The organism is Microbacterium sp. A93, assembly GCF_051842835.1.
This window is the reverse complement of sequence record NZ_JBPXMT010000001.1, coordinates 757,729-779,765: the sequence shown is the minus strand read 5'-3', so window position 1 is coordinate 779,765 and position 22,037 is coordinate 757,729. Positions and strand designations below refer to the sequence as shown.

Sequence of the window (22,037 nt, the reverse complement as noted above, 5' to 3'; positions counted from 1 at the left end):
ACATACGCTGGAAGGCATGGACGACATGTATGGCTCGGATGTGCTCGGTGCGGGGTGGCGGGAGCGCGGCGCCGTGCACGTGGCGACCGTGGAGGCCGAGCGTGAACTGGTGGTGGAAGTCGCTGTAGACGGATTCTGCGGTGCTGTCACGCGCGTGCAGGGCGGCACCGTCGAACTTGAGGACTTCCATGGCCGCAAGCGACTTTTCCCGCTCGGAGGCGGGTTCATGATCGACGGTAAACCCGTGCGTCTGATCCCGCCGGCTCCGGCCAAGCAGGCGACAAAACGCACGGCTTCCGGCTCGGTGGCCGTTGCTGACCAGCGTGCACGTATCGCACTGCCTAGCCGCATCCTGGTAGAAGGCAAACATGACGCTGAACTCGTCGAGAAAGTCTGGGGCGCCGACCTGCGGGTCGAGGGCGTCGCTGTCGAGTTTCTTCAGGGGCTGGACAAGCTCGAGGAACTGCTGGCGAGCGAGCCGCCGAATGCCACGCGGCGTTATGGGGTTCTGGTGGACCATCTCGTGCCAGGTTCCAAGGAATCGCGGATCGCGGATGCCATCATGCGTGGGCCGCACGGTCGGCACCTGAAGATCGTCGGGCATCCGTTCATCGATGTCTGGCAGTGCGTCACACCGAAGACGCTCGGGATCACCCGCTGGCCCGAGATTCCGCGGGGCACAGACTGGAAGACCGGGATCTGCAAAGCATTCGGCTGGCCGTACGAGACCCAAGGTGACACTGGTCGTGCGTGGCAGTTCATCCTCAGCAAGGTGAATTCTTACCGCGATCTGGAGCCGACGCTGCTGGGTCGGGTCGAAGAACTCATCGACTTCGTGACCGCTGACTGACAGATACCCTTGAGGTATGCATGATCCCCGCACTTTCCGTGATGAACCGGTCTCCTTCGTTCGCCGGAGTGGGCGGATGTCTGAGGCTCAGGAGCGTGCGTTCACCGAGCTTGCGCCGCAGTACTTTATCGACGTCCCGCGTGGAGACGCCGAGACGAGCGTTCACCCGGATGCGCGGATGGATCCTGCCGCGACGTACGGCCGCGAAGCCCGGCTGATCGTCGAGATCGGTTCGGGTCAGGGACACGCGATCATCTCGGCGGCATCCTCTCGTCCTGACGATGACTTCCTGGCTGTTGAGGTGTTCCGTGCGGGAATTGCGCGCACCATGCTCGATGCAGACAAGGCGGGGGCGCGAAACCTCCGACTCGTCGAGGCGAATGCGCCAGAGGTCCTGGCAACCTACCTCCCGGAGGGCAGTGCCGAGGAGGTCTGGATCTTCTTCTCCGACCCATGGCACAAGTCACGCCATAACAAGCGTCGGCTGATCCGCGAAGGTTTCGGTGCGACCGCTGCCCGCGCGCTCAAAGACGGTGGGCTGCTCCGGCTCGCCACCGACTGGGAGGACTACGCGCGCCAGATGCGCCAGGTACTGGATGCCGAGCCGCAGTTCGAGCGCGCGTTCGAAGGCGACTGGGCGGAGCGTTTCGACGGACGTGTGATGACTTCTTTCGAACGCAAGGGAATCGACAAGGGGCGCGACATCCGCGACCTCGTCTACCGCCGGAAGCCTCGGGCATGACGCGCGCCTCGACAGGGTGGGGGCCGGGACTCGTCCCCGCGGCACTGGTGTGCCTCGCCGCTCCCGCGTTCTTCGTTGCACAGTGGGCCTGGCTGGGCTGGGTGCTGCTAGCGGTCGGAATCGGCACGGCCTGGGTGGTCGAACGGCGCTGGCCGGCGCAGCGACCGACAGTACGGATCGGATCGAGTCTGGACACCGCGCGGGATATTTCAGCATCCCCTTCACTCACGCGCGACCTCTCGCTGATCGCGATCGGCATGCTGATCGTCAGCGTCATCCCACTGGCGGCTGAACTCGACAATATGGCGATGCTGCGGTTCACGCTTGCGCTCGGTGGCGCCGTGGTCGTGCCGTACCTGATTTCGCGATTCGTGTTCCGTGAGCGTGCGATCAGCTTCCCGTGGCGAACCCACAAACGATGGGGAAAGCTGCAGTGGGGATGGCTGATCGCGGTGCTGGTGCTCGGCTGGTTGATCCTGCCGTTCTATTTCATCAGCAGCGGCGTCTACCAGAATTGGCCGGTCGTCGACTCTCCTGAGCTGATTGCGCGCCTGTTCGTCGGGGTCGGTGCGGTGGGCATCTGGGACGAGCTGTTCTTCATTTGCACGGTATTCGCGCTGCTGCGCAGACATTTTCCGGCTGCTCTCGCGAATGTGCTGCAGACGATCGTGTTCGTATCGTTCCTGTGGGAACTCGGCTACCGCGAGTGGGGGCCGCTGCTGACGATCCCGTTCGCACTGTTGCAGGGCTACATCTTCCTGCGGACGCACTCGCTTGCCTACGTCGTCACGGTGCACCTGCTGTTCGACGCGGTGGTTTTCGCGGTGCTGGTGCACGCGCACAATCCAGGAATGCTGCCGATCTTCCTGGTCTGAAAGGCGCCCGGCATGGTGGACAATCAGAAAATGCTCATCATCGGTCTGGTCCTCGCAGCGGCGGCTGCCGCATTCCACGTCTTCATCTTCGCCCTTGAGTCGCTGAGATGGACCGAGCCCGAAACGCGCAAAATCTTCGGCGTCGCCAGCGAAGCGGATGCCGAGACCACGAAGCCCCTGGCGTTCAACCAGGGCTTCTACAATCTCTTCCTGGCGCTCACGGTGCTGCTCGGTATCGCGCTGCTGCTGTCCGGGCTGGCCACGGTGGGCTTGACTCTGGTCTTCGCCGGCACCGGGATGATGGCTGCGGCCGCGCTCGTGCTCGTGCTCTCCAACCCGAAGCAGGCGAAGTCGGCAGCGATGCAGGGCGGGATCCCGTTGCTCGCGATCATCGTGACCGCTGTGGCGGTCGCGATCAGCTGAGCGGTGTGACGGGCTGGACGGGCTGGCGCAGAAGTGTGCGGCGCTTCGCCGGATCGCCCTTGCGTGGATCACTGAAGTAAATCTCGTGATGCTTGCCGGTCATCTGCAACCCGTGTTGCGGGATGAACCCGTCGTGCATTTCGGCGAGGACCGGGCCTTCGTCGTCGAAGGCGCCGACGTGCAGAGTCTGCACGCAGGCTCCTTCGGTGAATGACCCAAAGCGCACTTCATGAAAGCGTGCTTCCGCCTTCTTGGCAGCGGCCTTGGCTACGGCATCTGCGAACATCTCATGATCGATCCAGTCGGGCTGCATGATCATCAGCGTCCAGTCCCACTTCGACTTGTCGCGGGACGCCGTGAACGCGGCGTGATCGTCCGCCCACCACAGCCCTTCCAAGGGCATGACGGTGTAGTCACGGTCGAGCGTGTTCTTGCTGGCGAACTTCAGCGCGTAAGCGACCGGGTAGAGCGCCTCGACGGCCGTGGTGAATTCCGGTGACGTGTTCGGATCGCCATGCCCGTCGATCATGAGGTAGCTGAGCTCAGGAACATCGACGACGTCGAAGCGGCCCTTACGGGCACGGTATGTGTCGATCGTCGTTTTGAAGTCGGCCTTGGATGCCATTTGTGCATTGTGCCATTTGATGGGTGCTGTTGCTGCTGCAGAACCAGTGTTATCGTATTAGGTAACATATTGGTTCCGAACGAATGGGTTGAGTATGCGTATCGGATTGTCGTTGCGGCGGGCTCGCGAACGCGAGGGCGTGAGTCTGCGCCAAGCATCGATCCGAGCCGTCGTGACGCCGAGTAGCTTGTCGTTGATCGAGAATGGATTGCGCGATCCGACCGCCACCACAGTGGAACGACTCGCTGCGTCGTTCGGGCTTCGCGTGGTGCCGTTGTCGTGGCCGACCGGTCACGTTGCGGTAGCGGACGTCGCAGAAGCAATCTCGGATGCGCTTGAGCGAGACGACGAACCCCACGCCTATCGTGCGCTCCTAGAGCTCTCCAACATTTTCGACGGTCTCGGCCCATTCGAAAGGGTGCTGATCGCGATTGAAGCTCCGCTTCGGATCACTCCGCATTGGGATGCCGCGATCGCTGGCGTCGTGGAATGGAAGCTCGTGCAGGGGTCTGCTCCGTTGCCTCAGTGGGTGAAGGATTGCCTGGGTACGCCCGACGAAGACTGGCAACCGCGACGAGTGAAGTTCCCGATCGCACTGGAAGTTCACGACGTCCCAGAACCTCTGCGGCGTCGTGGAGTGCATGTGGGCGCTGCGGAACTGGCTGGAGTATGAATCGCGTCACACTCTCGCGGGTCGACATTATCGATGTGCTCTCCGAGTTGGCGTCGGAACTGCATCGCGACCACGAGACCGCTCATCTTCAGATCGTCGGAGGTGCGGCGATGGCATTGATGCTCACGGGCGATCGAGAATCGACGGTGGATGTGGATGGCGTTCTCGAGCCTCGCGGGGCGATTCGTCGCGCGTCGAATCGTGTGGCTGAGGCGCGCGGGTTGCGCGACGACTGGCTGAACGACGCCGCAATGCACTTCCTACCCAGTGGAATGGGCCGTGCATCCGAGTGGATCACGATTCTCGATGACGACGGAATTCGCATCGAGGTGGCTTCCGCTGAGACTTTACTGGCGATGAAGGTGTTCGCGGCTCAGCGCCGCGGACAGCGCGAAGCCTTCGATCTTGCGGTGCTGATCCGGACGCTTGGTCTTCGGGACGCCGACCAGGTGGAGCGACTGTACGGCGAGTTCTACCCGGGCGACGAACTGACGCCTCGCACGTTCGACTTGATCGAGCAGATTATCCGGAACGCCCCCGCGTCATTCACGCCGCCAGAGCCCCCGCTCATCCGGATTCGGTAGCCAGGATCCCGGCAAACCTGCACGCTCAGCCGAGCGCGCGCTCGGAGATGAAAGCGCGCAACTGCTGCTCGTCGTGGGCCATCTCCACCACGCGCTGCGGAGCATCGAGGAGTGCGCGCGTCTCCGCATCCGGTTCGATCGTGGTGCCGAGCGCCTCTGTGATGAGTTCCGCGAACTTGGCGGGCTTCGCCGTCTCGAGCACGAGCATCGGCACGCCGGGTTCGACGTGGTCGCGGGCGACCTTGGCGCCGTCGGCGGTGTGCGGATCGAGGATGACCCCATTGTTCTCGGAGAACTCACGGATCGTCGCGAGGCGGTCATCGTGTGTGCTGGTGCCGCTGACGATCCCGAACTCGGACTCGAAGCGGTGCAGCTCGGCGGAGAGGTTGATCTCGTCGCGCTCTTCGAGCTCGTGCCAGGCGGCTGCGGTGCGCTCCGGGTCGCGCCCGAGCAGATCGAAGACGAAACGCTCCAGGTTCGAGGCGCGGGAGACATCCATCGAAGGGCTCGAGGTCGCAAGGGTGTTCTCTGCGTTGCGCGGGCGGTAGTGGCCGGTGCGGAAGAACTCGTCGAGCACGTTGTTCTCGTTCGAGGCGAGCACGAGCTTGCGGATGGGGATGCCCATGCTCTTGGCGTAGTGGCCGGAGAGGATGTTCCCGAAGTTGCCCGACGGCACCGCAAAGGACACCTTGAAGCCGGCGCGCTCGGCCTCCGGCAGAGTATCCGTGACGCGCAGCCACGCCCACACGTAGTAGGCGATCTGGGCAGAGATGCGGCCAAAGTTGATCGAGTTGACTGCGCCTAGGCTGTGCGCGCGCTTGAATTCGAGGTCGGTCGAGAGGCGCTTGACGAGGTTCTGGCAGTCGTCGAAGACGCCCTCGACCGCGATGTTGTGTACGTTCTCGTCCTGCAGCGAGTACATCTGCGCGCGCTGGAACGCGCTCATGCGCCCCTGCGGGGAGAGCATGAAGACCGAGACTCGTTCGCGTCCGCGCAGGGCATGCTCTGCGGCAGAGCCGGTGTCACCCGAGGTCGCGCCGAGAATGTTCAGCACGCGGTCGCTCTTTTCGAGGACGTGCTCCAGCGCCTCGCCGAGGAACTGCATTGCCATGTCCTTGAACGCGAGGGTCGGACCCTCTGACAAACCGACGAGGGTCATGCCCTCGCCGATGTCGCTGAGTGGGACGATCTCTTCGGCTGCGAACTTGCCGCCGCCGTACGCCGACTCGCAGAGCCGAGCGAGGTCCTCGCGAGGAATGTCGGTGGCGAATAGCCCGATGATCGCGGTCGCGAGCTGTGGGTATGTCAGCAGCCGCAGCCGTTCAAGGTCATCGGTGCTGAGCTGGGGCAGTCGCTCGGGAACAGCCAGGCCGCCGTTGGGGGCGAGCCCTTCAAGAAGGACATCGCAGAACTGCCCGAGAGTGCCGCCGCGTGTAGAGATGTACTGCAAGTCTCGAACCTCGATTGTGCTGGGGGATGGATACCAGGACGTCGCTTCTATCGTAGAGCGTGGGCTGGTGAGGTTACGTCGCGTTCTCCGGTACTGGCGAGTCTTCTCTGGGGGATCCAATGCCCTCTGCGCGCCAGCGACGTTCGGCGCGAGCTCCCCACCACGTCGCGAAGAGAAGTATGGCTGCACCCGCATACCCGAGTGGCCCGATCCGGTCTCCGGCGATGAGCACTCCCGCCAAGAGCGCCCATCCGGGTTCCGTGCCCAGAAGCATGCCAGCACGCGAGGCAGAGGTCTGCTTGGTGGCCCACAGCTGTCCGAGGAACGCAACAATCGTGCAGCCCAGGACGAGGTAGGCCACTACGAGCCAGTTCGTCGCGGTGAAGTCCGGCATGTGCTCCATCAGAGAACTTCCGCCCCAAATGGCGAAGATGATCGCGCCGAAGGTGATCTCGACCGTCGTCAACCCCAGCACGTCGGCATCCCTACCCATCGTGAACCGTGCTTCGGCCACGCCGAGCAGTGCCCGCGTTGCCGCAGCGATGAGGATGAGTCCGTCTCCGAGGTTGAAGGCGACGAATCCGTTCCCGCTCACGAGGAGCGCGATACCCGCGAGTGCGAGCAGGATGCTCCCGATCAGCGCCGGAGAAAGGCGCCTCCGCGTGAGCGCGGATTCGAGTATCGGGATCAGGAGGATGGACAGCGCGATGATGAGGCCCGCGTTCGTCGCACTCGTGAGCGTGACGCCGATCGTCTCCAGCGCGATGGTTGCTGCACGCAGAGATCCGAGCAGAATGCCGGGAAGAGCGGATTCCCGGAGCGTCGTGCGCGGGCGAGCGAGGCTCAGCGAGAGCAAGATCACAGCCGAGGGTACAAAGCGCGCGCACATCACCGCGGCCGCCGATGAGGCCATCGCCAGGTCTTGCGTCGCGAGATAGCTGCCTCCCCAGAGAATCGCCACGAACAGGAGTACTGCGTCGGGGAGCAGACGGCGAAGAGGCGAGGATGCGAGGGTCACTGTGTCACGGTACTGAGCGCGGTTCATGCAGAACAACGGGCACTATCTTCCGCATCCCGTAAGGTCAGCTTCATGGAAGTGCATCACCTCCGAACGCTACGCGAGCTCAGAGACAGGGGATCGGTCACCGCAGTGGCCGCGGCCCTGCACCTGTCTCCGTCTGCGGTGTCGCAGCAGCTCGCCGCGTTGCAGAGGGGAGTCCCGATCGCGCTCACAGAGCAGCGAGGACGAGTGCTGGTGCTCACTCCTGCGGGTGAGCGACTTGCGGATGCAGGCGGCGAGGTGCTGGAGTCATTGGCGCGCGCGGAGAATTCCGTCGCCGACTATCTCGCGGCGCGCCAGGAGCTCGTTTCGGTCACCGCCTTCCACAGTGCGGGCTTGGCATGGTTTCCCTCATTGATCGTGAGTAGCCTCGCTGACCCAGAGGGGCCGATGGTGCGATGTCGGGACGAAGACGTGTCGGTCGAGAAATTCGTCGACCTGGTCAGCGAGCACGATGTCGTGATCGCTCACCGACCTTGGACGGCAGAGCCGTGGCCCGCGAAGCGCGTGCACGTCACGCCTGTGTTGCAGGAGCCGATCGACGTGGCGCTTCATCGTGAGCATCCGCTCGCAAAGCGCAAGACTGTGCGCCTGTCGGATCTCGCGGAAGAAACCTGGGTGGCAGCACACGAGGGGTATGCGCTCGAACCGCTCATCGTGCAGGCGCAGGCGGCGAGTGCGGGCGCCCCAATCCGGATCACTCATCGGGTGAACGAGTTCAATCTGGTTGCGTCGATCATCGCCGAGACGCGCGCCGTCGGGTTGTTACCTCGCTATACCGGCCTCATCTCACATTTTCGAGAGCAGGTGGTGCTTCGCCCGATCGAAGGGCTGGCCATGGGGCGGCACATTGACATCCTCACCCGCCCGGAAGCGCAGGCGAGAGCGAGCACGCGCATCGTGATCGATCGATTCGTCAAGATTGCGGAAGAAACGCGGCTACTTGCCGAACGGCAGTTCGACTCACCACGTCACTGATCGACGACAGATCACTGAACGGCGACGGCTCGCATTCGGCTCGTGGTCCAGACGACGCCGCCCGCGGCGAGCAGTGCGAACAGCAGGCCGGCGATGTGGAGCCAGAGTGAGAGAGCACCCCGCTCTGGCAGCAGGAAGCCGTACGGAACCCACCCGTCGGTGACGCCGCGCACGATCACGACGATCAACCAGATCACCGGGTAGGGGAGCACGATCCACAGGCGGCGCCAGGCCATCGACGGGCGGTCACGGATGAGCATCCAATCAAGCAGGACGGCGATCGGGAAGAGGATGTGCAAGACGAAGCTCACCCACGGCGGGGCCGAGCCCGTGCCCGGCACCAACACGTTGTAAATCACACCGACGATGATGAGGCAGGTCACCGCGATCGCTCTGACGTGGATGAGCCATTCGGGGACGCGTTGCCGGGCGAGCGCCAATGCTCCGGTTGCGATCAGGATGACGCAGGTGAGCAGCGTGGTCTGATTCGTGAAGTACCCGAAGTAGTCGAACGGGTTGCTGTCGCCGTCGGCGATGCGCAGCGCATACGCGTAGCCCAGGACGCCCAGGACCGTCGTCGCACCTGCGATGCGAGTGATTCCCACGATCTGCGCTGAGGTCATCCGTCGAACGTATCCGACGCGCTGTCGTGTCGCGGAACGCATCGCGCGACGCCGGTGGAATGGGGCAGGGCGAGGGCGCTTTGGGGACCTAGGTCCCCTGCACCGGAGTATGCAGTCACCCTAAGGTTTTGGTGCCGCCTACTACCTGAAGGAATTCACCGTGCACAAAACTGTACTTCCCGGGGTGGCCGCTGCTGCAGCCCTGACGCTCTTCAGCGTCGCTCCAGCATCCGCCGCAACCGAGACAGTGACCACCATCACAACTCACAGCGTGCCAGCAGACGTCGCCGCTGCCATTCCCTTTGACTATGACGTGTGGGGGGACAGCAACTACTTCACAGAAGGCGGCATCGTTGATTTCCCGCTGGAAGCCACGAAATACGACGGCACCTTCACCCATAACACCTTTGCGATGTCGGCAGAGGCACCCGAGGGCTGTGTTCGAGTCGTAGAGAGCTTCTCATTCGGTTACACGCTCGACGAATACCCGCTGGTCGAGCAGCGCTGGATCTCGCTCGCCGGCGGCATCGGTACAGGGGAGCCGTTTGAGTTCGTCTCTGTGGCCGAAGGCGGCGTGAACCACAGTGGCGACGGCGTGGTCTCCGACGAAGAGAGTGAACTTGAAATCGATCGCGCCCGTGTCTGGGTGGACTTGCCGACAACGGGCGAGCGCAATCCTCAATCCGGTGTGGTGACCCTTTCCTACTCCGAGCGGGTTGGTGCCGAAGAAGCCCGTGGATACATCGGCTTTGGGAACCCGGATATGACCACCTGGGTCGTCGATACAGCATCGTTCCTCGTGACCGACACCTGCACCAGCGAGGTTGAGATTCCGGTTGTGCCGCCGGTTGTTGTGCCGCCGGTTGTGGATCCGCCGGTTGTTGTCCCGCCGGTTGTGGATCCGCCGGTTGTCGTTCCTCCGGTTGTGGATCCACCGGTTGTGGATCCGCCGGTTGTCGTCCCTCCGGTTGTTGTCCCTCCGGTTGTTGTCCCGCCGGTTGTTGTCCCGCCGGTTGTTGTGCCGCCGGTCGTTGTCCCGCCGGTTGTTGTCCCGCCGGTCGTGGATCCGCCGATTGTCGTTCCTCCGGTTGTGGATCCGCCTGTTGTCGTCCCACCCGTCGTCGAGCCGCCAGTCGTTGTTCCCCCTGCACAGTCCCTGGCTGCGACAGGCGGGGATGCCGGCTTCGCCACGATTGCCGGAGGTGCTGCGGTGCTCCTGCTCGGTGCTGGTGCTGCCGCTGTGCTGCTGGCCCGCCGCCGCGCGACCAACTGATCGCATGATGAAGGCGATGCACATCGAACCGAGTGCATCGCCTTCATCTGTGTGGGCGTATCACCCCACGGTTGCGTTCTGACCGCTGACTGCGTGGCCCGAGGTATTCGGAGATCCGGTTCACGGTAGAGCATGCGCGGACATGGAATACGCGAGGGCCGGAACTGTTGAAGTCAATAGCCGGACGTCGTGTAAGCCCGCGAAGTTGCCACCCTCTGAAGAAACTGAATACATGCCTATCGATCTGATGCACATCGTCTCGTACGAGGTGCGTTTCTCATGAACTATGGTCATCCGCTGGAGTTCGGCACGCTGATCACCCCGGTTTCTGCATTCTCAGGTGAGGCGGTTGAACTTGCCGTTTTGAGCGAGCGGTACGGCTACGACATCGTCACGGTGCGTGAGGACCACGACCAGTCTGAGCTCCTTGACCCGTGGACGCTCATGTCGTGGATCGCAGGCCGCACCGAACGCATCCGCGTCGGCTCGAGCGTTATGAGCATGCTGGCTCAGACCCCTGCGGTGGCTGCCCGCGCCGCTGCAAGCCTCGATCTGCTTTCGGGAGGTCGATTTACCTTGGCGCTGGGCTCGGGCACGGCGTGGGATGCGCGCGGAACACACGATCCCGCTTTCCTGGGGACCGAGACCGCCGCCGTCGAAGAAGTGATCGAGATCATCCGCAACATGTGGTCTTCCGAACAGGGAAACCTGCGATATTCCGGTGACTACTACCGGGTCGAGGGCACGCCTCGCGGCCCGGAGCCGGCACATGAGGTGCCGATCTGGCTCGCCGGTCTGGATCAGTCGATGCTGCGGCTGATCGGCCGCGAGTCCGATGGCTGGCTGTCTTCAGCTGCCGACATGATCCCCGGCCAGTTCGCGGCAGCGAACCAGGCAATCGACGAAGCGGCGAGGCAGGCGGGGCGGAACCCCCGCGAGATCCGTCGGCTGGTGAACATCTCCGGCGACTTCCGATCCTCGCGAACGGGGTTCCTCGTCGGCCCCAGCAACCAGTGGATCGAAGAGCTGCTGCCGTTCGTTGTCGACGAGGGCGTGGGCACGTTCATCCTCGAAACGGATGACGCGGCGACGATGCGGCAGTTCGCCGAGGAGGTGATCCCCGGTCTTCGCGCCGCGGCCGATCTCGCGCTACCAGGCGACCTCACCGGCGGCAAAATGCGGCGCGCATCCGTGCGTGCTCGCCGTGCCCCCGGCATCGCGTACGAGGCGGTTCCAGCGAGCATTGCCGATCACGTGATCGAGCCCGGCGACGTGGGCTATGGGACGGTGCGTTCGACCTACTTGCGAGGAGGCGCACCCGGACTTGTGATCCAGCCGCGCCACACCGCAGGGGTTGTCGACGCCATCGGCTTTGCGCGGAAGCATCCTGATCTGCCGCTCGGAATCCGCAGCGGCGGACACGGGATCAGCGGGCGCTCGACGAACCGTGACGGCATCGTCATCGACCTGTCTCGGCTGAACACAATCGAGGTGCTCGACGTTGAGGCGCGAATCGTGCGGATCGAACCCGGCGCACGATGGATGGATGTCGCTGCCGCACTGTCCGAGCATGGCTGGGCGCTGAGCTCCGGAGATTACGGGGGAGTGGGCGTCGGCGGGCTCGCCACGACAGGCGGCATCGGGTTCCTCGGGCGCGAGCACGGACTCACCATCGACCATCTGCGCGCGGTGGAGATCGTATTGGCGGACGGCACGGTAGCGAGAGCAAGTGACACCGAGAACGAGGACCTGTTCTGGGCCGTCCGCGGCGCCGGCGCGAACTTCGGCATCGTCACGGCATTCGAGTTCGAGGTCGACGAGGTTGCCGAAGTCGGGTGGGCCCAGTTCGTGATGGATGCCGGCGACACCGCGGATTTCCTGCAGAAATGGGGAGCCACGGTCGAGGCCGCACCTCGAGACACGACGAGCTTCCTCATTCTCGGCGCCCCGCGCCCCGATGAGCCGGCGATCGCAACGGTGATGACGATGGTCGACTCCGCTGATCCGGAAGTGATCGTGCAGCGGCTGCAGCCATTCGCTGATATCTCGCTCCTGCACCAGCAGTCGGTGCAGCTGACGACCTACCGGGCGGTCATCTCCAACGCGGCCGGGCAGAGCAATCAAGGTCAGGGCGAGCCCGTTTCCCGCTCGGGCTTTCTCGAGCACATTACGCCGGAGTTCGCCCGATCGGCCTCGCGGCTCATCCACAGCGGGGCGACTCACTTCTTCCAGGTGCGTTCCGTCGGTGGTGCGGTTTCTGACGTTGATCCGGATGCCACGGCGTATGCCCACAGGTCGGCGAACTTCTCCGTCGTGGCCTTCGCCTCGCGGCAGGAACGGCTGAATGCGCACTGGGCGGAGCTGTATCCGCACTTCGACGGGCTTTATTTGAGCTTCGAAACCGATCAGGATCCGGCGCGCATTGAAGACGCCTTCCCGCCGCGAACACTCGCTCGGCTTCGTCGTCTGAAAGCCGAGTACGACCCCAACAACCTGTTCAATGACAACTTCAACGTCGTCGATACCGAGATATGGAGCGCATCATGACGGATTACGGCCACGACCCGCTGTTTGGGGTCTTCATCACACCGACCAACCAGCCGGTCATGCACGCCGTGGATCTGGCGGTTGTCGCGGAGCGGGCGGGACTCGATCTCGTCACGTTCCAAGATCACCCGTACCAGCCGAGGTTCCATGACACCTGGACGCTGTTGTCGTACGTCGCAGCCCGCACCGAGCGCATCCGGGTGAGCGGAAACGTGCTCAACCTGCCTCTGCGGCAGCCGGCGGTCCTTGCTCGTAGCGCCGCGAGCCTCGATCTGCTCAGCGGCGGACGGTTTGAGCTGGGTATCGGCTCCGGCTCGTTCTGGGATGCGATCGAGGCGATGGGTGGACGCCGGCTCACTCCCGGTCAGGGCGTGCAGGCGCTGGACGAGGCGATCCAGATCATCCGAGGCATCTGGGATGCGGACGAGCGCGCAACTCTCCGGGTCGACGGCGAGTTCTATCAGGTCGCCGGAGCCAAGCGCGGGCCGGCTCCCGCTCACGACATCGGCGTGTGGATCGGTGCATACAAACCGCGGATGCTGCGCCTCACCGGCCGCGCGGGGGACGGGTGGCTCCCCTCACTGTCGTACATGCAGGGTGGGCCCTCGGACCTGACCGAGATGAACAAGTACATCGACGAGGGCGCCGAGCGTGCCGGTCGTGATCCGCGCGCGGTGCGTCGGCTGCTGAACATTTCGGGCCAGTTCTCGGCATCCGGTCGTGGCCTGTTCGTTGGGCCGCCGAGGGACTGGGCGGAGCAGGCCGCTGGCCTCACTCACGACTACGGGATCACCGGATTCATCCTCGCGACCGATGATGCGAACGTCATTGAATACTTTGCCGCTGAGGTTGCGCCGGCGGCGCGGGAACTCATCGCAGCGGAGCGCTGAGCGACTGCTGCGCAGCGCTGCGGCACACCCACACGCGCAAGGCTCCGTCAGTACCGACGGCGCCTTGCGCGCGTTCTCGAACGCTGTCGTCAGCGGCTATGCGATCGCATCGTCCTGGCGGGCGTGTGCGTGGGTGCTCCCGACTTCAGGAACGAGGCCGAAGTCGGTCAGCAGTTGGCCAATCTCCGTCTTGTCGAACTTGTTCACGAGATGACGCTCAACAAACTGACCTCCAGGGATCTGCAGCTCTGCGCCGTCGGCAAGGATCTTCGTGGCGTGCAGCAAGAACCGAAGATCGTAGGTCGAGTTGTACACCTCAGGGACCCCGCGCTCAACGCCCAGCAGCTCGTACGTCGCCTCCATGGCTGTGCGCACCGAGTACTCAGTGGTGAAGATGCAATCCCGCGTGGTCTCGGCGAACTGACCGATGAACGCGAAGTTGACGCTTCCTTCGGGCACGACGGCCGGACGGTCTCCCGCCTTGCGAGGCATGAAGAACGAGGTCACGTACGGCATCATCACCGGTACGGTCTTGGCGCCAGTCGCGGCCAGCTCAGGAATGTCCTCGACGGGAACGCCCATCTGGTACAGCCATTCCTGTGTGATCTCCTCTCCCGTGCAGTCCTGCAGAGCCTTCTTGACGTACGCCCCCGGTACCTCGACGAAGAGACCATAGACCCACACCACGATCTCATTGGGTTTCTGCGCCTTGAAGTGCGGCTGTCGGTTGACCGTCCAGCTCATGAGCCAGGGCGAGTCGCGCGCCGTGACGATGCCACCGGTGACGACCTTTCCGGAGAACGGGTCGCGTTCCGTGATTTTCTCGATGTATGCCGGGATGCGTGCATCCAGAGTCGTGACGGTCGCAGACTCCCATTTCGTCTTGTCGATGTCGCTAGTGAAGACCTCCGGCCGGCCGAAGTCCGGCGCCTTCGCGGCGATCTTCTTCCAGAGATCCCACGCGGGGGCAGGGCCGGTCTTAAGCGCGGCAGCAGTTTTGTGGTCGCCGTTGTCAGAGTTCTCGGTGAGCGATCCGATCGTGATCAGAGCCAGATCGTTGGCGCTGAGATCGACGCCACCAGGGGTTCCCTCCCGTACCCAATCGATTCGAGTCGCCTGCTTGATGCCGTCGCGGAACTCGAACTGGACATCGGTTACCGTGGTGGCGAATTGGAAAGTAACGCCTCGCTCTAGGAGCCACTTGTACATGGGGAGCACGAAAGACTCGTACTGGTTGTACTTCGTGAACTTCAAGGCGGACATATCGGGGAATCCACCGAGCTGGTGCACGAAACGGTGCAGATACAGCTTTATCTCCAGCGCGGAGTGCCATTCCTCGAAAGCGAACATCGTGCGCCAGTACAACCAGAAATTGCTGCCAAGAAACTCTTCGCTGAAGACCTCGTCGATGCGCTTGTCTTCCATGTCAGCGCGGGTGGCGAGGAACACGTTCACGACTTCCTTCTGCGCCTTCGAGCTCAATCCGAACTTGAAGTTGGTTCCAGCATCCTGGCCCTGTTTCTCAGTCACCCGCCGCTTGGTGAAGTTCGGGTCATCTTTGTTCAGCCAGTAGAACTCGTCGAGCACGCTGGCGCCGTCGATCTCGAGAGACGGCACAGACCGCAGGAGATCCCAGAGGCATTCCATATGGTCTTCCAGCTCACGGCCACCTCGGATCACAAAGCCCTTCTCGGGGTACTTGATGCCATCGAGAGCTCCTCCGGGAAGGCGGAGCTCTTCGAGGAGCGTGATCTTGTCGCCCTGCATATGGCCGTCACGGATCATAAAGATCGCGGCTGCCATGCTTCCGAGTCCCGCACCGACCAACCAGGCCGTCTTGTCATCGACGCCTTCAGGCTTGCGGGGCCGCGCAAATGCTTCGTAGTTTCCACTGCTGTAATGCATGGTGATTCACATCCCATTCGTTGTACCAGCGGGCTGGCGCCCACGAGGGACAGTTCACCCCCGATGCGCTCAGGCTAAAAGGAAGGCCAGAGCAAGTGGGGAAGATCTCCCATAGATCACCCTTCGCTTCATCCTCTTGACACCCCGCAAGCACCCGGCACAGAGGGTCGCATCACTTCATCAGTGTTGCGTCCACGCGGAACGCTCGCAGCGTCTTGTCCGTGACGACCACGAGCGAGGCGCCCATGGCGATCAATCCTGACGCCGCGATCATCGGCGCTGTGCCGGTGGCCGCGACGAAGACACCGATCAAGGGATTCACGATGAGTTGCGGGGCCAGTTGCGCGAATATCAGCAAGCTTTGGAACCGTGAGAGCATCGACGGCGGTGCGAGCAGGATGTATGTCGGGAAGACATGAGCGGTGAAGACCACGACTCCTACCCCGACCAGTGTTGTGCCGGCCGCCGCAACGATCCAACTCGATGCGATCGCGACGAGTCCGAGACCGGCGGCGACGACCAGCGGGCCTGCCGCCATAGGCCGCCACGCCTTGGATGCTGTGCCTCGCCATGAGAACCATGCGCCGCAGATGAGACCGCCGGCGATCCAGCCTGCTTCAATCAGTCCTGCCTCGGACGCCGACCATCCTCGCTCGCGGGCGGCAAGGGGAATTCCGAGCAGAACCGACGGGATCACTGCGCCAGCGACGATCGCCACGCATATCAGCAGCGCCGGCGCGCCATGGGTGGCTCTGGCAGTTGTGATGCCCGCGATGATCCCGCGAAGCGTGACGGTTGCTGACTCCGGCTTCTGTTCCCGAGGTGGGCGGATCAGCAGGAGCGTCGCCAGCATCACAACACCTGCCAGGACGTCGAGTAGAGCGATACCGCTCAACGCGATGATGCCGATGAGCAGCCCGCCAAGGGGTGGTGCGAGCGTCCGCGCGAGTTGGCTCGCCATGCCCACGCGCGCCATGGCTGCCCCGAGAGCATCGTCTGTGACGAAGAGCCGCGGGAAGACACCCGCTGCCGGGCGATGGAAAGCGGCGACCGTGCCGATCAGTGCGGCCGTGATCACCAACAGAGCGGGCGGAGCACCCCAGAACGTGACTGCAATGGCGAGGCATGCGCTGATGACCAGCATTCCGATCGTGCCGAAGATCATGACGAGGCGTGCTCCGAACCTGTCAGCGACCGCGCCGCCGAGAAGTCCCAGAAGCACCGAGGGAGCCACTGTCAGCGTGAGAACCGCGGATGCGACGTGTGGGCCGTATCCGGATGCTGTCCATGTCAACGCGAATGCGAGGACACTGGCACCGAGTTCCGAGCCGACTGTTGCCGCAACCCAGGCGTTGAACCCTCTCGGCATCCTGTGTGGCCTCATGCGCGACGCGGCATCACCAGAGCAGCGAAGTCCGGCTGGGCGGGGGAGCGCCACACCAGAGCCCGATCTTGTCCGCGTACATCACACGTGAGTTCGTGGCCGAGGACCGCTTCAACGATGCGTCTCAACGCGTGCGTAGAGATCTCAAGGGAGGGGAGTGAGTCGACCGCATATCCCGACACCGTCAAAGCGCCGGAGGAGAGTCTCGCGCATCCGCTCTCGGCGGCGAGGAGCACACTTTGATCCTCAGACTGCTCGGCAAGGCGCAGAACATCATCCCGTTGGAAAATTGCCCGGGTCGCAGACAAGGGGTCTGTGGCGAGAACCCGGTGCACGCTGGGGAAGCGGTCGGGCTTCGCGCTCAGGACGAGCTCCTCGCCCTGTAGGTCGCGGAATCGGCCGAGCTCGCTGATTGTGTGAGGGTCTCGCCCGGCCGGCACGTCGATGATGAGGTCGACCTCTTGCCGGGTTCGGACCCATTCCACTACCGTCGACGGCGAGATACGCACCCGGACGGACGGGCCGTCGATGACAGCGGGGAGATTTGTTCGCGTCAGCAGGATGTACCGATCAGTTGCCACGATCGCTACAGCGGCCGGTTCGACCTCAAGGAGTACACCGTCGAGGCCGCTTTCATCTCCGGCATCCAGGCTGGCAGGCATCACCTGCCTGATCGCGGATGCGAGCACCATCCCATCGAATCGGACTGTCGTGCGACGCGTGGGGTTCGTGTCCGCCTGCGCTCGCAGGCTGAGCTTCAGATCATCGACCAGAGCTCCGGCTGATTCGGCTCGCTCATGTGCCTCGGCAAGCCACTCATCCAGTATCGAGTCGGCGCTCGCCGCATCGTTCTCGAACACGGCCCTGATGCGTTCCAAGCGAAGCCCGGCGTCCCGCAGACGGCGAATCCAGATCGCACGCTGCTGCTGATCGAGCGCGTAGTACCGATACCCGGTGCGCTCTTCGACGTCGGCAGGTGAGAGCAGCCCGCTGTCTGCGTACTGGCGCAGAGCACTCGCGCTCAGCCCGACCGCTCGTGCGAATGTGCTGATCGTCTGAAGTGGTGGCTCTGCGCTCACTCGCCGTTGGAGGCCGTCAGACTCGCGAAACTGCGTCATAGACCCATGATCGACGTTCACCCCGGATGAAGGTCAAGAGGTTGTGCCGCCGCCATCGATCTGCGGTGGTGAGGGAATCCCTGAGCTTCCGGGCTCGTGCGCCGAATGCCTCAACGCGCACCACCGTCAATCACCCCACGCACCCGACGACGAATCGCACTGGCGGCACGGCCCATCGCGTCATCGATCGGGTCGTCTCGCAGCATGTACGTCCACGTTGCGGACGGTCTACGGAGCCCGAGTTCGGTGAGAGGATCCGCTCCGTCACCGACCTGCTGCATCCGATCGCGCACAGCCTCGTCCACTGCCGCGAAGAATCCGTCGAATTCGCGAAGCACGATGCGGTGGAATTCGTCGACCGGATTCTGTCCCGCGAGCTTGCGCAGGTGAATGCCGTCGCGAATCTCACTGAGCAGCGACAGATGCTGTTGCCACTGCTCATCAAGCGAGAAAAGAGTCACAAGTCGGCGTGTGTGATCAGATTCGGCCAACGCCTCCTCACGCACACGCAGCACCTTCTCGCGCTGCTTGCTGATCGCGCGGGTGTACTGCCATGTGCTGCGATGCCGATCCAATCGCACCGACTCTGCGATCGTCTGTGCCTGCTTTGCGATTCGTTCTCGTGTGGGAGCGTCAGTCGAGCCTCGTTCGATGCGACGTAGCGCGCCCTCGGTGGCGTTCGCCTGCACAAGCTCGTCCTCCAGAGCCGAAAAGAGCACGGTCGTCCCTGGATCCCCTTGCCGGCCGGCGCGCCCGCGCAACTGCAGATCGAGCCGAGCCGACGGATACAGTGCGGTTGAGATCACTGCCAGGCCACCGGTTTCCACGACTCGCTCGCGATCACGCTCGTCTGCCCCGCCGAGTCGGATGTCTGTTCCGCGACCGGACATCTGCGTCGAGATCGTCACCGCTCCGTATTCGCCCGCCCGAGCGATGATCGACGCCTCCTGAGTATCGTTGCGCGCATTCAGCACGCGTACCCCGAGCGATTGCGGCAACCGTGCGGCGGGTGCCTCGGACTCTGAAACGCTCTGGGTTCCGACGAGCACGGGTTGCCCCTCGCCGTGCCGGCGCAGAATCTCAACCACGACGGCCGCAGTCTTTTCTTCTTCGGTCACGAACACGCGCGCGGACAGATCCTGCCGGATGCTCGGCCGGTGCCGTTCGATGCGACCGGAATCGAGCTGATAGAACTCCTTCAGCTCCTCGGCGACGGGCAGGATAGTGCCGCTCATTCCGGCGAGTGATTGATACCGCAGCAACAGATCCTGCACGGTGATCTGGTCGAGGAGGATCCCCGGCGGTGTGATCGGCAGTTTCTCTTTCGCTTCAACAGCGGCGTGCAGGCCGTCCGGCCAACGCTGCAACTGCGCGATGCGACCCCGCGCCGTGTTGATCAGACGGATGCCGTCGGCTGAAACGAGGTAATCGACGTCGCGCTGGACGAGTTCCTGCGCGTGCAGGGCGAGATTCACCCGGGTGAGCAGGTCGCTGTGCTCTTCGTCGAAGAGGTTCACACCGCCGGCATGCTGCTCGACGAGGTCGATACCTGCATCAGTGAGCGAGACGGTTGAACGATCCGCGTCGGTCTCGAAATGGATGCCTCGCTGCAGGTGCGACACGAGCTCGGTGGCCTCGATCAGCGTCTCACCCGCCGCTTCGTCGGACCCGGCCAGTACCAGTGGTGTCATGCCCTCGTCGATCATCACGGCATCCGCTTCGTCAACGATGCCAACGTCGAACTGCGGATCCACGCGATCGTTGGGGTCCTCCACCTGACGGTCACGTAGTACGTCGTATCCGAGTTCGGAGAATGACGCGTAGACGACGTCCGCACGATACGCCGCGCGTCGCTCTTCAGCGTTTGCGGACTGTCCGACCGATGAGACTTCCAGACCGAGCAGGTGGAACATCGGCCGCATCCACTCGGCATCCCGCCGCGCCAGGTAGTCATTGACCGAGAGCACGTGAACATGCCGACCCTCGAGCGCGAACATCGCGGCGGCCATTGCGCCGGCGAGAGTCTTGCCTTCGCCGGTGTCCATCTCGACGGCAAGGCCGCTGTGCAATGCGGATGCCGCGGTGAGCTGTTCCTCGAATGGCGCGTAGCCGAGGCCGCGGGCGACTGCGTCACTGATCTTCGAGAGCAGTTCTTCGTCCGCCGGTGCGCGACGTAACGATGTAGATCCGGCGAATCCCAGCATCCGTGACGCCCACAGGGGGAGGCGACGACGCAGATCGAATTCCGTCGAATCTGTCCGGCGATAGGCCATGCGGCTCAGCCTACGCGTACGCTGGATGGCTCCTGACTGCGCGTCAGCGAGCATGGATGAGGGCGGAAGCAGTATGCGATCAACTGAACCGATACCGGGCAATCCGTGGCCGCATGACATGACATTCACGATTGATGATCGACCGACTGATCTCCTGGATTTGCTCTGGCTGCGGGAAGCGTATGAACTGCAGCCTCACGGGGATGACCTGCCGCCACTGTTGGTGGACACCCCGGCGGTTGTGGACGCCGTTATTAGTGCTGAAGTGCGCGCCGAATGGGAAGAGGCGTGGCCCCGTGTGTGGAACGCCGTCGCGGCGCACACTGGTGCCGAGGTCGATCACGGACTCTTCGAAGACTTGCAGCGCACCGCGGACGGATCTGCGCAGCGCACCGAACTGCTTCGCAGGATCATCGGCCCGACCTGGCAAGAAGAATTCGGCGGCGAGGCTTTCGACACTTCTTCCTACGACACCTGGGTGCAACGGGGGATCGACGCACACATGGCCAGCGTGCGGAAGAAGCTAGAGAACAGCCCTGAACGGCGAGATCTGACCGATCTCATTGCGGCGTGGCGCACAGGAGTGACCAAGATCGTCACGATCCCGTGCGAGGGCGAGTTCACGCGCAGGATCACTGCGAACGCTCTTCTCGTGACGGATGCGACGCGTGAAGACAGCGCCCGCTATCGCGTGGCGCTGGGCACTGTCAGCTGATCGTCGCCGCGCTCACGCGGGAAGGAAAACACGGCTGCGATCCGAATTCTGGCCGTGTTTTTCATCCCGCATCGGATGGACCGACGAGGATGACCCGCCCGAAAACAACAAAGGCCCGGCCTCCGAAGAGACCGGGCCAAACAGTGTGCCCCCGACTGGAATCGAACCAGCGACCTACGGTACCGGAAACCGGCGCTCTATCCACTGAGCTACGGAGGCGTACTGATCGACAATATCACTGGTCTACGTCGGGCTCCGCACCGCCGGCCTCGGTCACGGGAGCTGCGGCCATCTCGGCCAGCGCAGCCGCCACCTTCTCCGCGAGATAGTGGTGGCCATCCGTGGATGGATGCTTGTTGCCCAGCCCCACGTCAATCACGTCGAGGTAGTTCTTATCGGTGATCCATTCCTCCTGCACGGGGGAGATGTACCACCAGCCGCGCGCGGCGGCGAGGGCGGAGAGATCCCGATCGATCCGAGCAGTACCGACGCCGACCGGCAGTTCGTGCGGTGCAGGACCGAGAACCACGATTGCGGCATCCGGATACGTGGCCGCCAGAGCATCCCACGCGGCGGTCACCGCCTCGCGATATCCCTCCGCGCCTTGCTCGCGGTCGTTGATCGAACCCTGAATGATCACGAGGTCTGCGTCGAGCGTCAGGTCGAGTGCCGCGATGCGCTGGCCGAAGTCCGGACCATCCCACCCCGGCTTCAGATACCCGCTGCCGCGCACGCCATCTACGGTCGTGGTGCCGTCCAGCAAGTTTGCGAGGAGGTAGGCGTAGCCGAGAGTCGGCGCACTCGCGGCGGAGCCGTATGTCCACGAGTCGCCGAAGACCAGAACATCCGGATGCTCCGGCAGCGTGAGCGGCACCGGGGCGATGGCGACAACCTCTTCAGACGCGAGGACCGGCACATCGATCGGGCCGGGAATCCACGGCCGCCAGACGCCCAGTGCGACGGCAGATACAGCCGTGACAAGCACGACGACCAGCGCTGCTGCGCGCGCCCTGCGCCGCGTCGTCCCCAGAGCCATGGCATGAGGGTAA

General features: G+C 63.5%; 20 protein-coding genes and 1 tRNA gene. 11 read left to right on the top strand and 10 right to left on the bottom strand.

What is annotated here, in order from left to right; all coding sequences use genetic code 11:
* The first annotated feature begins 16 nt into the window (after positions 1-16).
* From ACSU1G_RS03895 to ACSU1G_RS03880, 4 genes are all read left to right on the top strand, one after another.
* Positions 17-850 carry a DUF3097 domain-containing protein gene (locus ACSU1G_RS03895; RefSeq protein WP_439278573.1) on the top strand — a complete coding sequence of 278 codons (834 nt, stop codon included), beginning with the start codon at positions 17-19 and terminating at the stop codon, positions 848-850.
* Positions 851-926: 76 nt separating this feature from the next.
* Positions 927-1,592, top strand: a complete 666-nt coding sequence (gene trmB, locus ACSU1G_RS03890) for a tRNA (guanosine(46)-N7)-methyltransferase TrmB (RefSeq protein WP_439278572.1) — start codon at positions 927-929, stop codon at positions 1,590-1,592.
* The gene (locus tag ACSU1G_RS03885; RefSeq protein ID WP_439278571.1) at positions 1,589-2,467 is read left to right on the top strand and encodes a CPBP family intramembrane glutamic endopeptidase; all 879 of its coding nucleotides are present in this window, start codon (positions 1,589-1,591) and stop codon (positions 2,465-2,467) included. The genes trmB and ACSU1G_RS03885 overlap by 4 nt, the downstream gene beginning before the upstream one ends.
* A gap of 30 nt (positions 2,468-2,497) precedes the next feature.
* Positions 2,498-2,890, top strand: coding sequence for a DUF1304 domain-containing protein (locus ACSU1G_RS03880; RefSeq protein WP_439278690.1), 393 nt, complete (start codon positions 2,498-2,500; stop codon positions 2,888-2,890).
* On the opposite strand, the gene ACSU1G_RS03875 is transcribed toward ACSU1G_RS03880, so the two are convergent.
* Complete coding sequence (locus ACSU1G_RS03875) at positions 2,883-3,515, bottom strand: GyrI-like domain-containing protein (protein WP_439278570.1); 633 nt, start codon at positions 3,513-3,515, stop codon at positions 2,883-2,885. The genes ACSU1G_RS03880 and ACSU1G_RS03875 overlap by 8 nt on opposite strands.
* A gap of 94 nt (positions 3,516-3,609) precedes the next feature.
* Between ACSU1G_RS03875 and ACSU1G_RS03870 the strand changes: the two genes are divergently transcribed.
* Positions 3,610-4,188, top strand: coding sequence for a helix-turn-helix domain-containing protein (locus tag ACSU1G_RS03870; protein ID WP_439278569.1), 579 nt, complete (start codon positions 3,610-3,612; stop codon positions 4,186-4,188).
* Entirely contained in the window at positions 4,185-4,772 is a 588-nt protein-coding gene (locus ACSU1G_RS03865) for a hypothetical protein (protein ID WP_439278568.1), read from the top strand. The genes ACSU1G_RS03870 and ACSU1G_RS03865 overlap by 4 nt, the downstream gene beginning before the upstream one ends.
* Before the next feature lie 25 nt (positions 4,773-4,797).
* On the opposite strand, the gene thrC is transcribed toward ACSU1G_RS03865, so the two are convergent.
* Positions 4,798-6,222 carry a threonine synthase gene (thrC, locus tag ACSU1G_RS03860; protein WP_439278567.1) on the bottom strand — a complete coding sequence of 475 codons (1,425 nt, stop codon included), beginning with the start codon at positions 6,220-6,222 and terminating at the stop codon, positions 4,798-4,800.
* Positions 6,223-6,295: 73 nt separating this feature from the next.
* The gene (locus ACSU1G_RS03855) at positions 6,296-7,240 is read right to left on the bottom strand and encodes a DMT family transporter (RefSeq protein WP_439278566.1); all 945 of its coding nucleotides are present in this window, start codon (positions 7,238-7,240) and stop codon (positions 6,296-6,298) included.
* A gap of 72 nt (positions 7,241-7,312) precedes the next feature.
* Here ACSU1G_RS03855 and ACSU1G_RS03850 point away from each other — a divergent pair, with 72 nt between their 5' ends.
* Positions 7,313-8,260 carry a LysR family transcriptional regulator gene (locus tag ACSU1G_RS03850; RefSeq protein ID WP_439278565.1) on the top strand — a complete coding sequence of 316 codons (948 nt, stop codon included), beginning with the start codon at positions 7,313-7,315 and terminating at the stop codon, positions 8,258-8,260.
* A gap of 11 nt (positions 8,261-8,271) precedes the next feature.
* Here the strand turns inward: ACSU1G_RS03850 and ACSU1G_RS03845 are convergent, their stop codons facing one another.
* A complete protein-coding gene (locus ACSU1G_RS03845; protein ID WP_439278564.1) occupies positions 8,272-8,883 on the bottom strand; it encodes a Pr6Pr family membrane protein in 612 nt (203 codons plus the stop codon).
* A gap of 184 nt (positions 8,884-9,067) precedes the next feature.
* Here ACSU1G_RS03845 and ACSU1G_RS03840 point away from each other — a divergent pair, with 184 nt between their 5' ends.
* From ACSU1G_RS03840 to ACSU1G_RS03830, 3 genes are all read left to right on the top strand, one after another.
* Entirely contained in the window at positions 9,068-10,156 is a 1,089-nt protein-coding gene (locus tag ACSU1G_RS03840; RefSeq protein WP_439278563.1) for a hypothetical protein, read from the top strand.
* Between the two features lie 279 nt (positions 10,157-10,435).
* Complete coding sequence (locus ACSU1G_RS03835; RefSeq protein WP_439278562.1) at positions 10,436-12,703, top strand: LLM class flavin-dependent oxidoreductase; 2,268 nt, start codon at positions 10,436-10,438, stop codon at positions 12,701-12,703.
* A complete protein-coding gene (locus ACSU1G_RS03830) occupies positions 12,700-13,593 on the top strand; it encodes an LLM class flavin-dependent oxidoreductase (RefSeq protein WP_439278561.1) in 894 nt (297 codons plus the stop codon). Before ACSU1G_RS03835 ends, ACSU1G_RS03830 begins: the two co-directional genes overlap by 4 nt.
* Positions 13,594-13,689: 96 nt before the next feature.
* Here ACSU1G_RS03830 and ACSU1G_RS03825 read toward each other — a convergent pair whose 3' ends face one another.
* The 4 genes from ACSU1G_RS03825 to ACSU1G_RS03810 form a co-directional block, all read right to left on the bottom strand.
* The gene (locus tag ACSU1G_RS03825; RefSeq protein WP_439278560.1) at positions 13,690-15,498 is read right to left on the bottom strand and encodes an oleate hydratase; all 1,809 of its coding nucleotides are present in this window, start codon (positions 15,496-15,498) and stop codon (positions 13,690-13,692) included.
* 172 nt (positions 15,499-15,670) lie between these two features.
* A complete protein-coding gene (locus tag ACSU1G_RS03820; protein WP_439278559.1) occupies positions 15,671-16,867 on the bottom strand; it encodes an MFS transporter in 1,197 nt (398 codons plus the stop codon).
* A gap of 11 nt (positions 16,868-16,878) precedes the next feature.
* Positions 16,879-18,000 carry a MerR family transcriptional regulator gene (locus ACSU1G_RS03815; protein WP_439278558.1) on the bottom strand — a complete coding sequence of 374 codons (1,122 nt, stop codon included), beginning with the start codon at positions 17,998-18,000 and terminating at the stop codon, positions 16,879-16,881.
* 110 nt (positions 18,001-18,110) lie between these two features.
* A complete protein-coding gene (locus ACSU1G_RS03810) occupies positions 18,111-20,273 on the bottom strand; it encodes a DEAD/DEAH box helicase (RefSeq protein ID WP_439278557.1) in 2,163 nt (720 codons plus the stop codon).
* A gap of 118 nt (positions 20,274-20,391) precedes the next feature.
* Here ACSU1G_RS03810 and ACSU1G_RS03805 point away from each other — a divergent pair, with 118 nt between their 5' ends.
* The gene (locus tag ACSU1G_RS03805) at positions 20,392-20,988 is read left to right on the top strand and encodes a hypothetical protein (RefSeq protein WP_439278556.1); all 597 of its coding nucleotides are present in this window, start codon (positions 20,392-20,394) and stop codon (positions 20,986-20,988) included.
* A 146-nt stretch (positions 20,989-21,134) separates the two neighbouring features.
* Here ACSU1G_RS03805 and ACSU1G_RS03800 read toward each other — a convergent pair.
* Positions 21,135-21,207: transfer RNA gene (locus ACSU1G_RS03800), tRNA-Arg, on the bottom strand.
* A gap of 16 nt (positions 21,208-21,223) precedes the next feature.
* Complete coding sequence (locus ACSU1G_RS03795; protein WP_439278555.1) at positions 21,224-22,024, bottom strand: SGNH/GDSL hydrolase family protein; 801 nt, start codon at positions 22,022-22,024, stop codon at positions 21,224-21,226.
* Between the last annotated feature and the right edge of the window lie 13 nt (positions 22,025-22,037).

Coding starts and splice junctions, on each gene's coding strand:
- ACSU1G_RS03895 (WP_439278573.1), top strand. CDS start 17: ATGGACGACATGTATGGCTCGGATGTGCTCGGTGCGGGGTGGCGGGAG.
- trmB (WP_439278572.1), top strand. CDS start 927: ATGTCTGAGGCTCAGGAGCGTGCGTTCACCGAGCTTGCGCCGCAGTAC.
- ACSU1G_RS03885 (WP_439278571.1), top strand. CDS start 1,589: ATGACGCGCGCCTCGACAGGGTGGGGGCCGGGACTCGTCCCCGCGGCA.
- ACSU1G_RS03880 (WP_439278690.1), top strand. CDS start 2,498: ATGCTCATCATCGGTCTGGTCCTCGCAGCGGCGGCTGCCGCATTCCAC.
- ACSU1G_RS03875 (WP_439278570.1), bottom strand. CDS start 3,515: ATGGCATCCAAGGCCGACTTCAAAACGACGATCGACACATACCGTGCC.
- ACSU1G_RS03870 (WP_439278569.1), top strand. CDS start 3,610: ATGCGTATCGGATTGTCGTTGCGGCGGGCTCGCGAACGCGAGGGCGTG.
- ACSU1G_RS03865 (WP_439278568.1), top strand. CDS start 4,185: ATGAATCGCGTCACACTCTCGCGGGTCGACATTATCGATGTGCTCTCC.
- ACSU1G_RS03850 (WP_439278565.1), top strand. CDS start 7,313: ATGGAAGTGCATCACCTCCGAACGCTACGCGAGCTCAGAGACAGGGGA.
- ACSU1G_RS03845 (WP_439278564.1), bottom strand. CDS start 8,883: ATGACCTCAGCGCAGATCGTGGGAATCACTCGCATCGCAGGTGCGACG.
- ACSU1G_RS03835 (WP_439278562.1), top strand. CDS start 10,436: ATGAACTATGGTCATCCGCTGGAGTTCGGCACGCTGATCACCCCGGTT.
- ACSU1G_RS03830 (WP_439278561.1), top strand. CDS start 12,700: ATGACGGATTACGGCCACGACCCGCTGTTTGGGGTCTTCATCACACCG.
- ACSU1G_RS03825 (WP_439278560.1), bottom strand. CDS start 15,498: ATGCATTACAGCAGTGGAAACTACGAAGCATTTGCGCGGCCCCGCAAG.
- ACSU1G_RS03820 (WP_439278559.1), bottom strand. CDS start 16,867: ATGCCGAGAGGGTTCAACGCCTGGGTTGCGGCAACAGTCGGCTCGGAA.
- ACSU1G_RS03815 (WP_439278558.1), bottom strand. CDS start 18,000: ATGACGCAGTTTCGCGAGTCTGACGGCCTCCAACGGCGAGTGAGCGCA.
- ACSU1G_RS03810 (WP_439278557.1), bottom strand. CDS start 20,273: ATGGCCTATCGCCGGACAGATTCGACGGAATTCGATCTGCGTCGTCGC.
- ACSU1G_RS03805 (WP_439278556.1), top strand. CDS start 20,392: ATGACATTCACGATTGATGATCGACCGACTGATCTCCTGGATTTGCTC.
- ACSU1G_RS03795 (WP_439278555.1), bottom strand. CDS start 22,024: ATGGCTCTGGGGACGACGCGGCGCAGGGCGCGCGCAGCAGCGCTGGTC.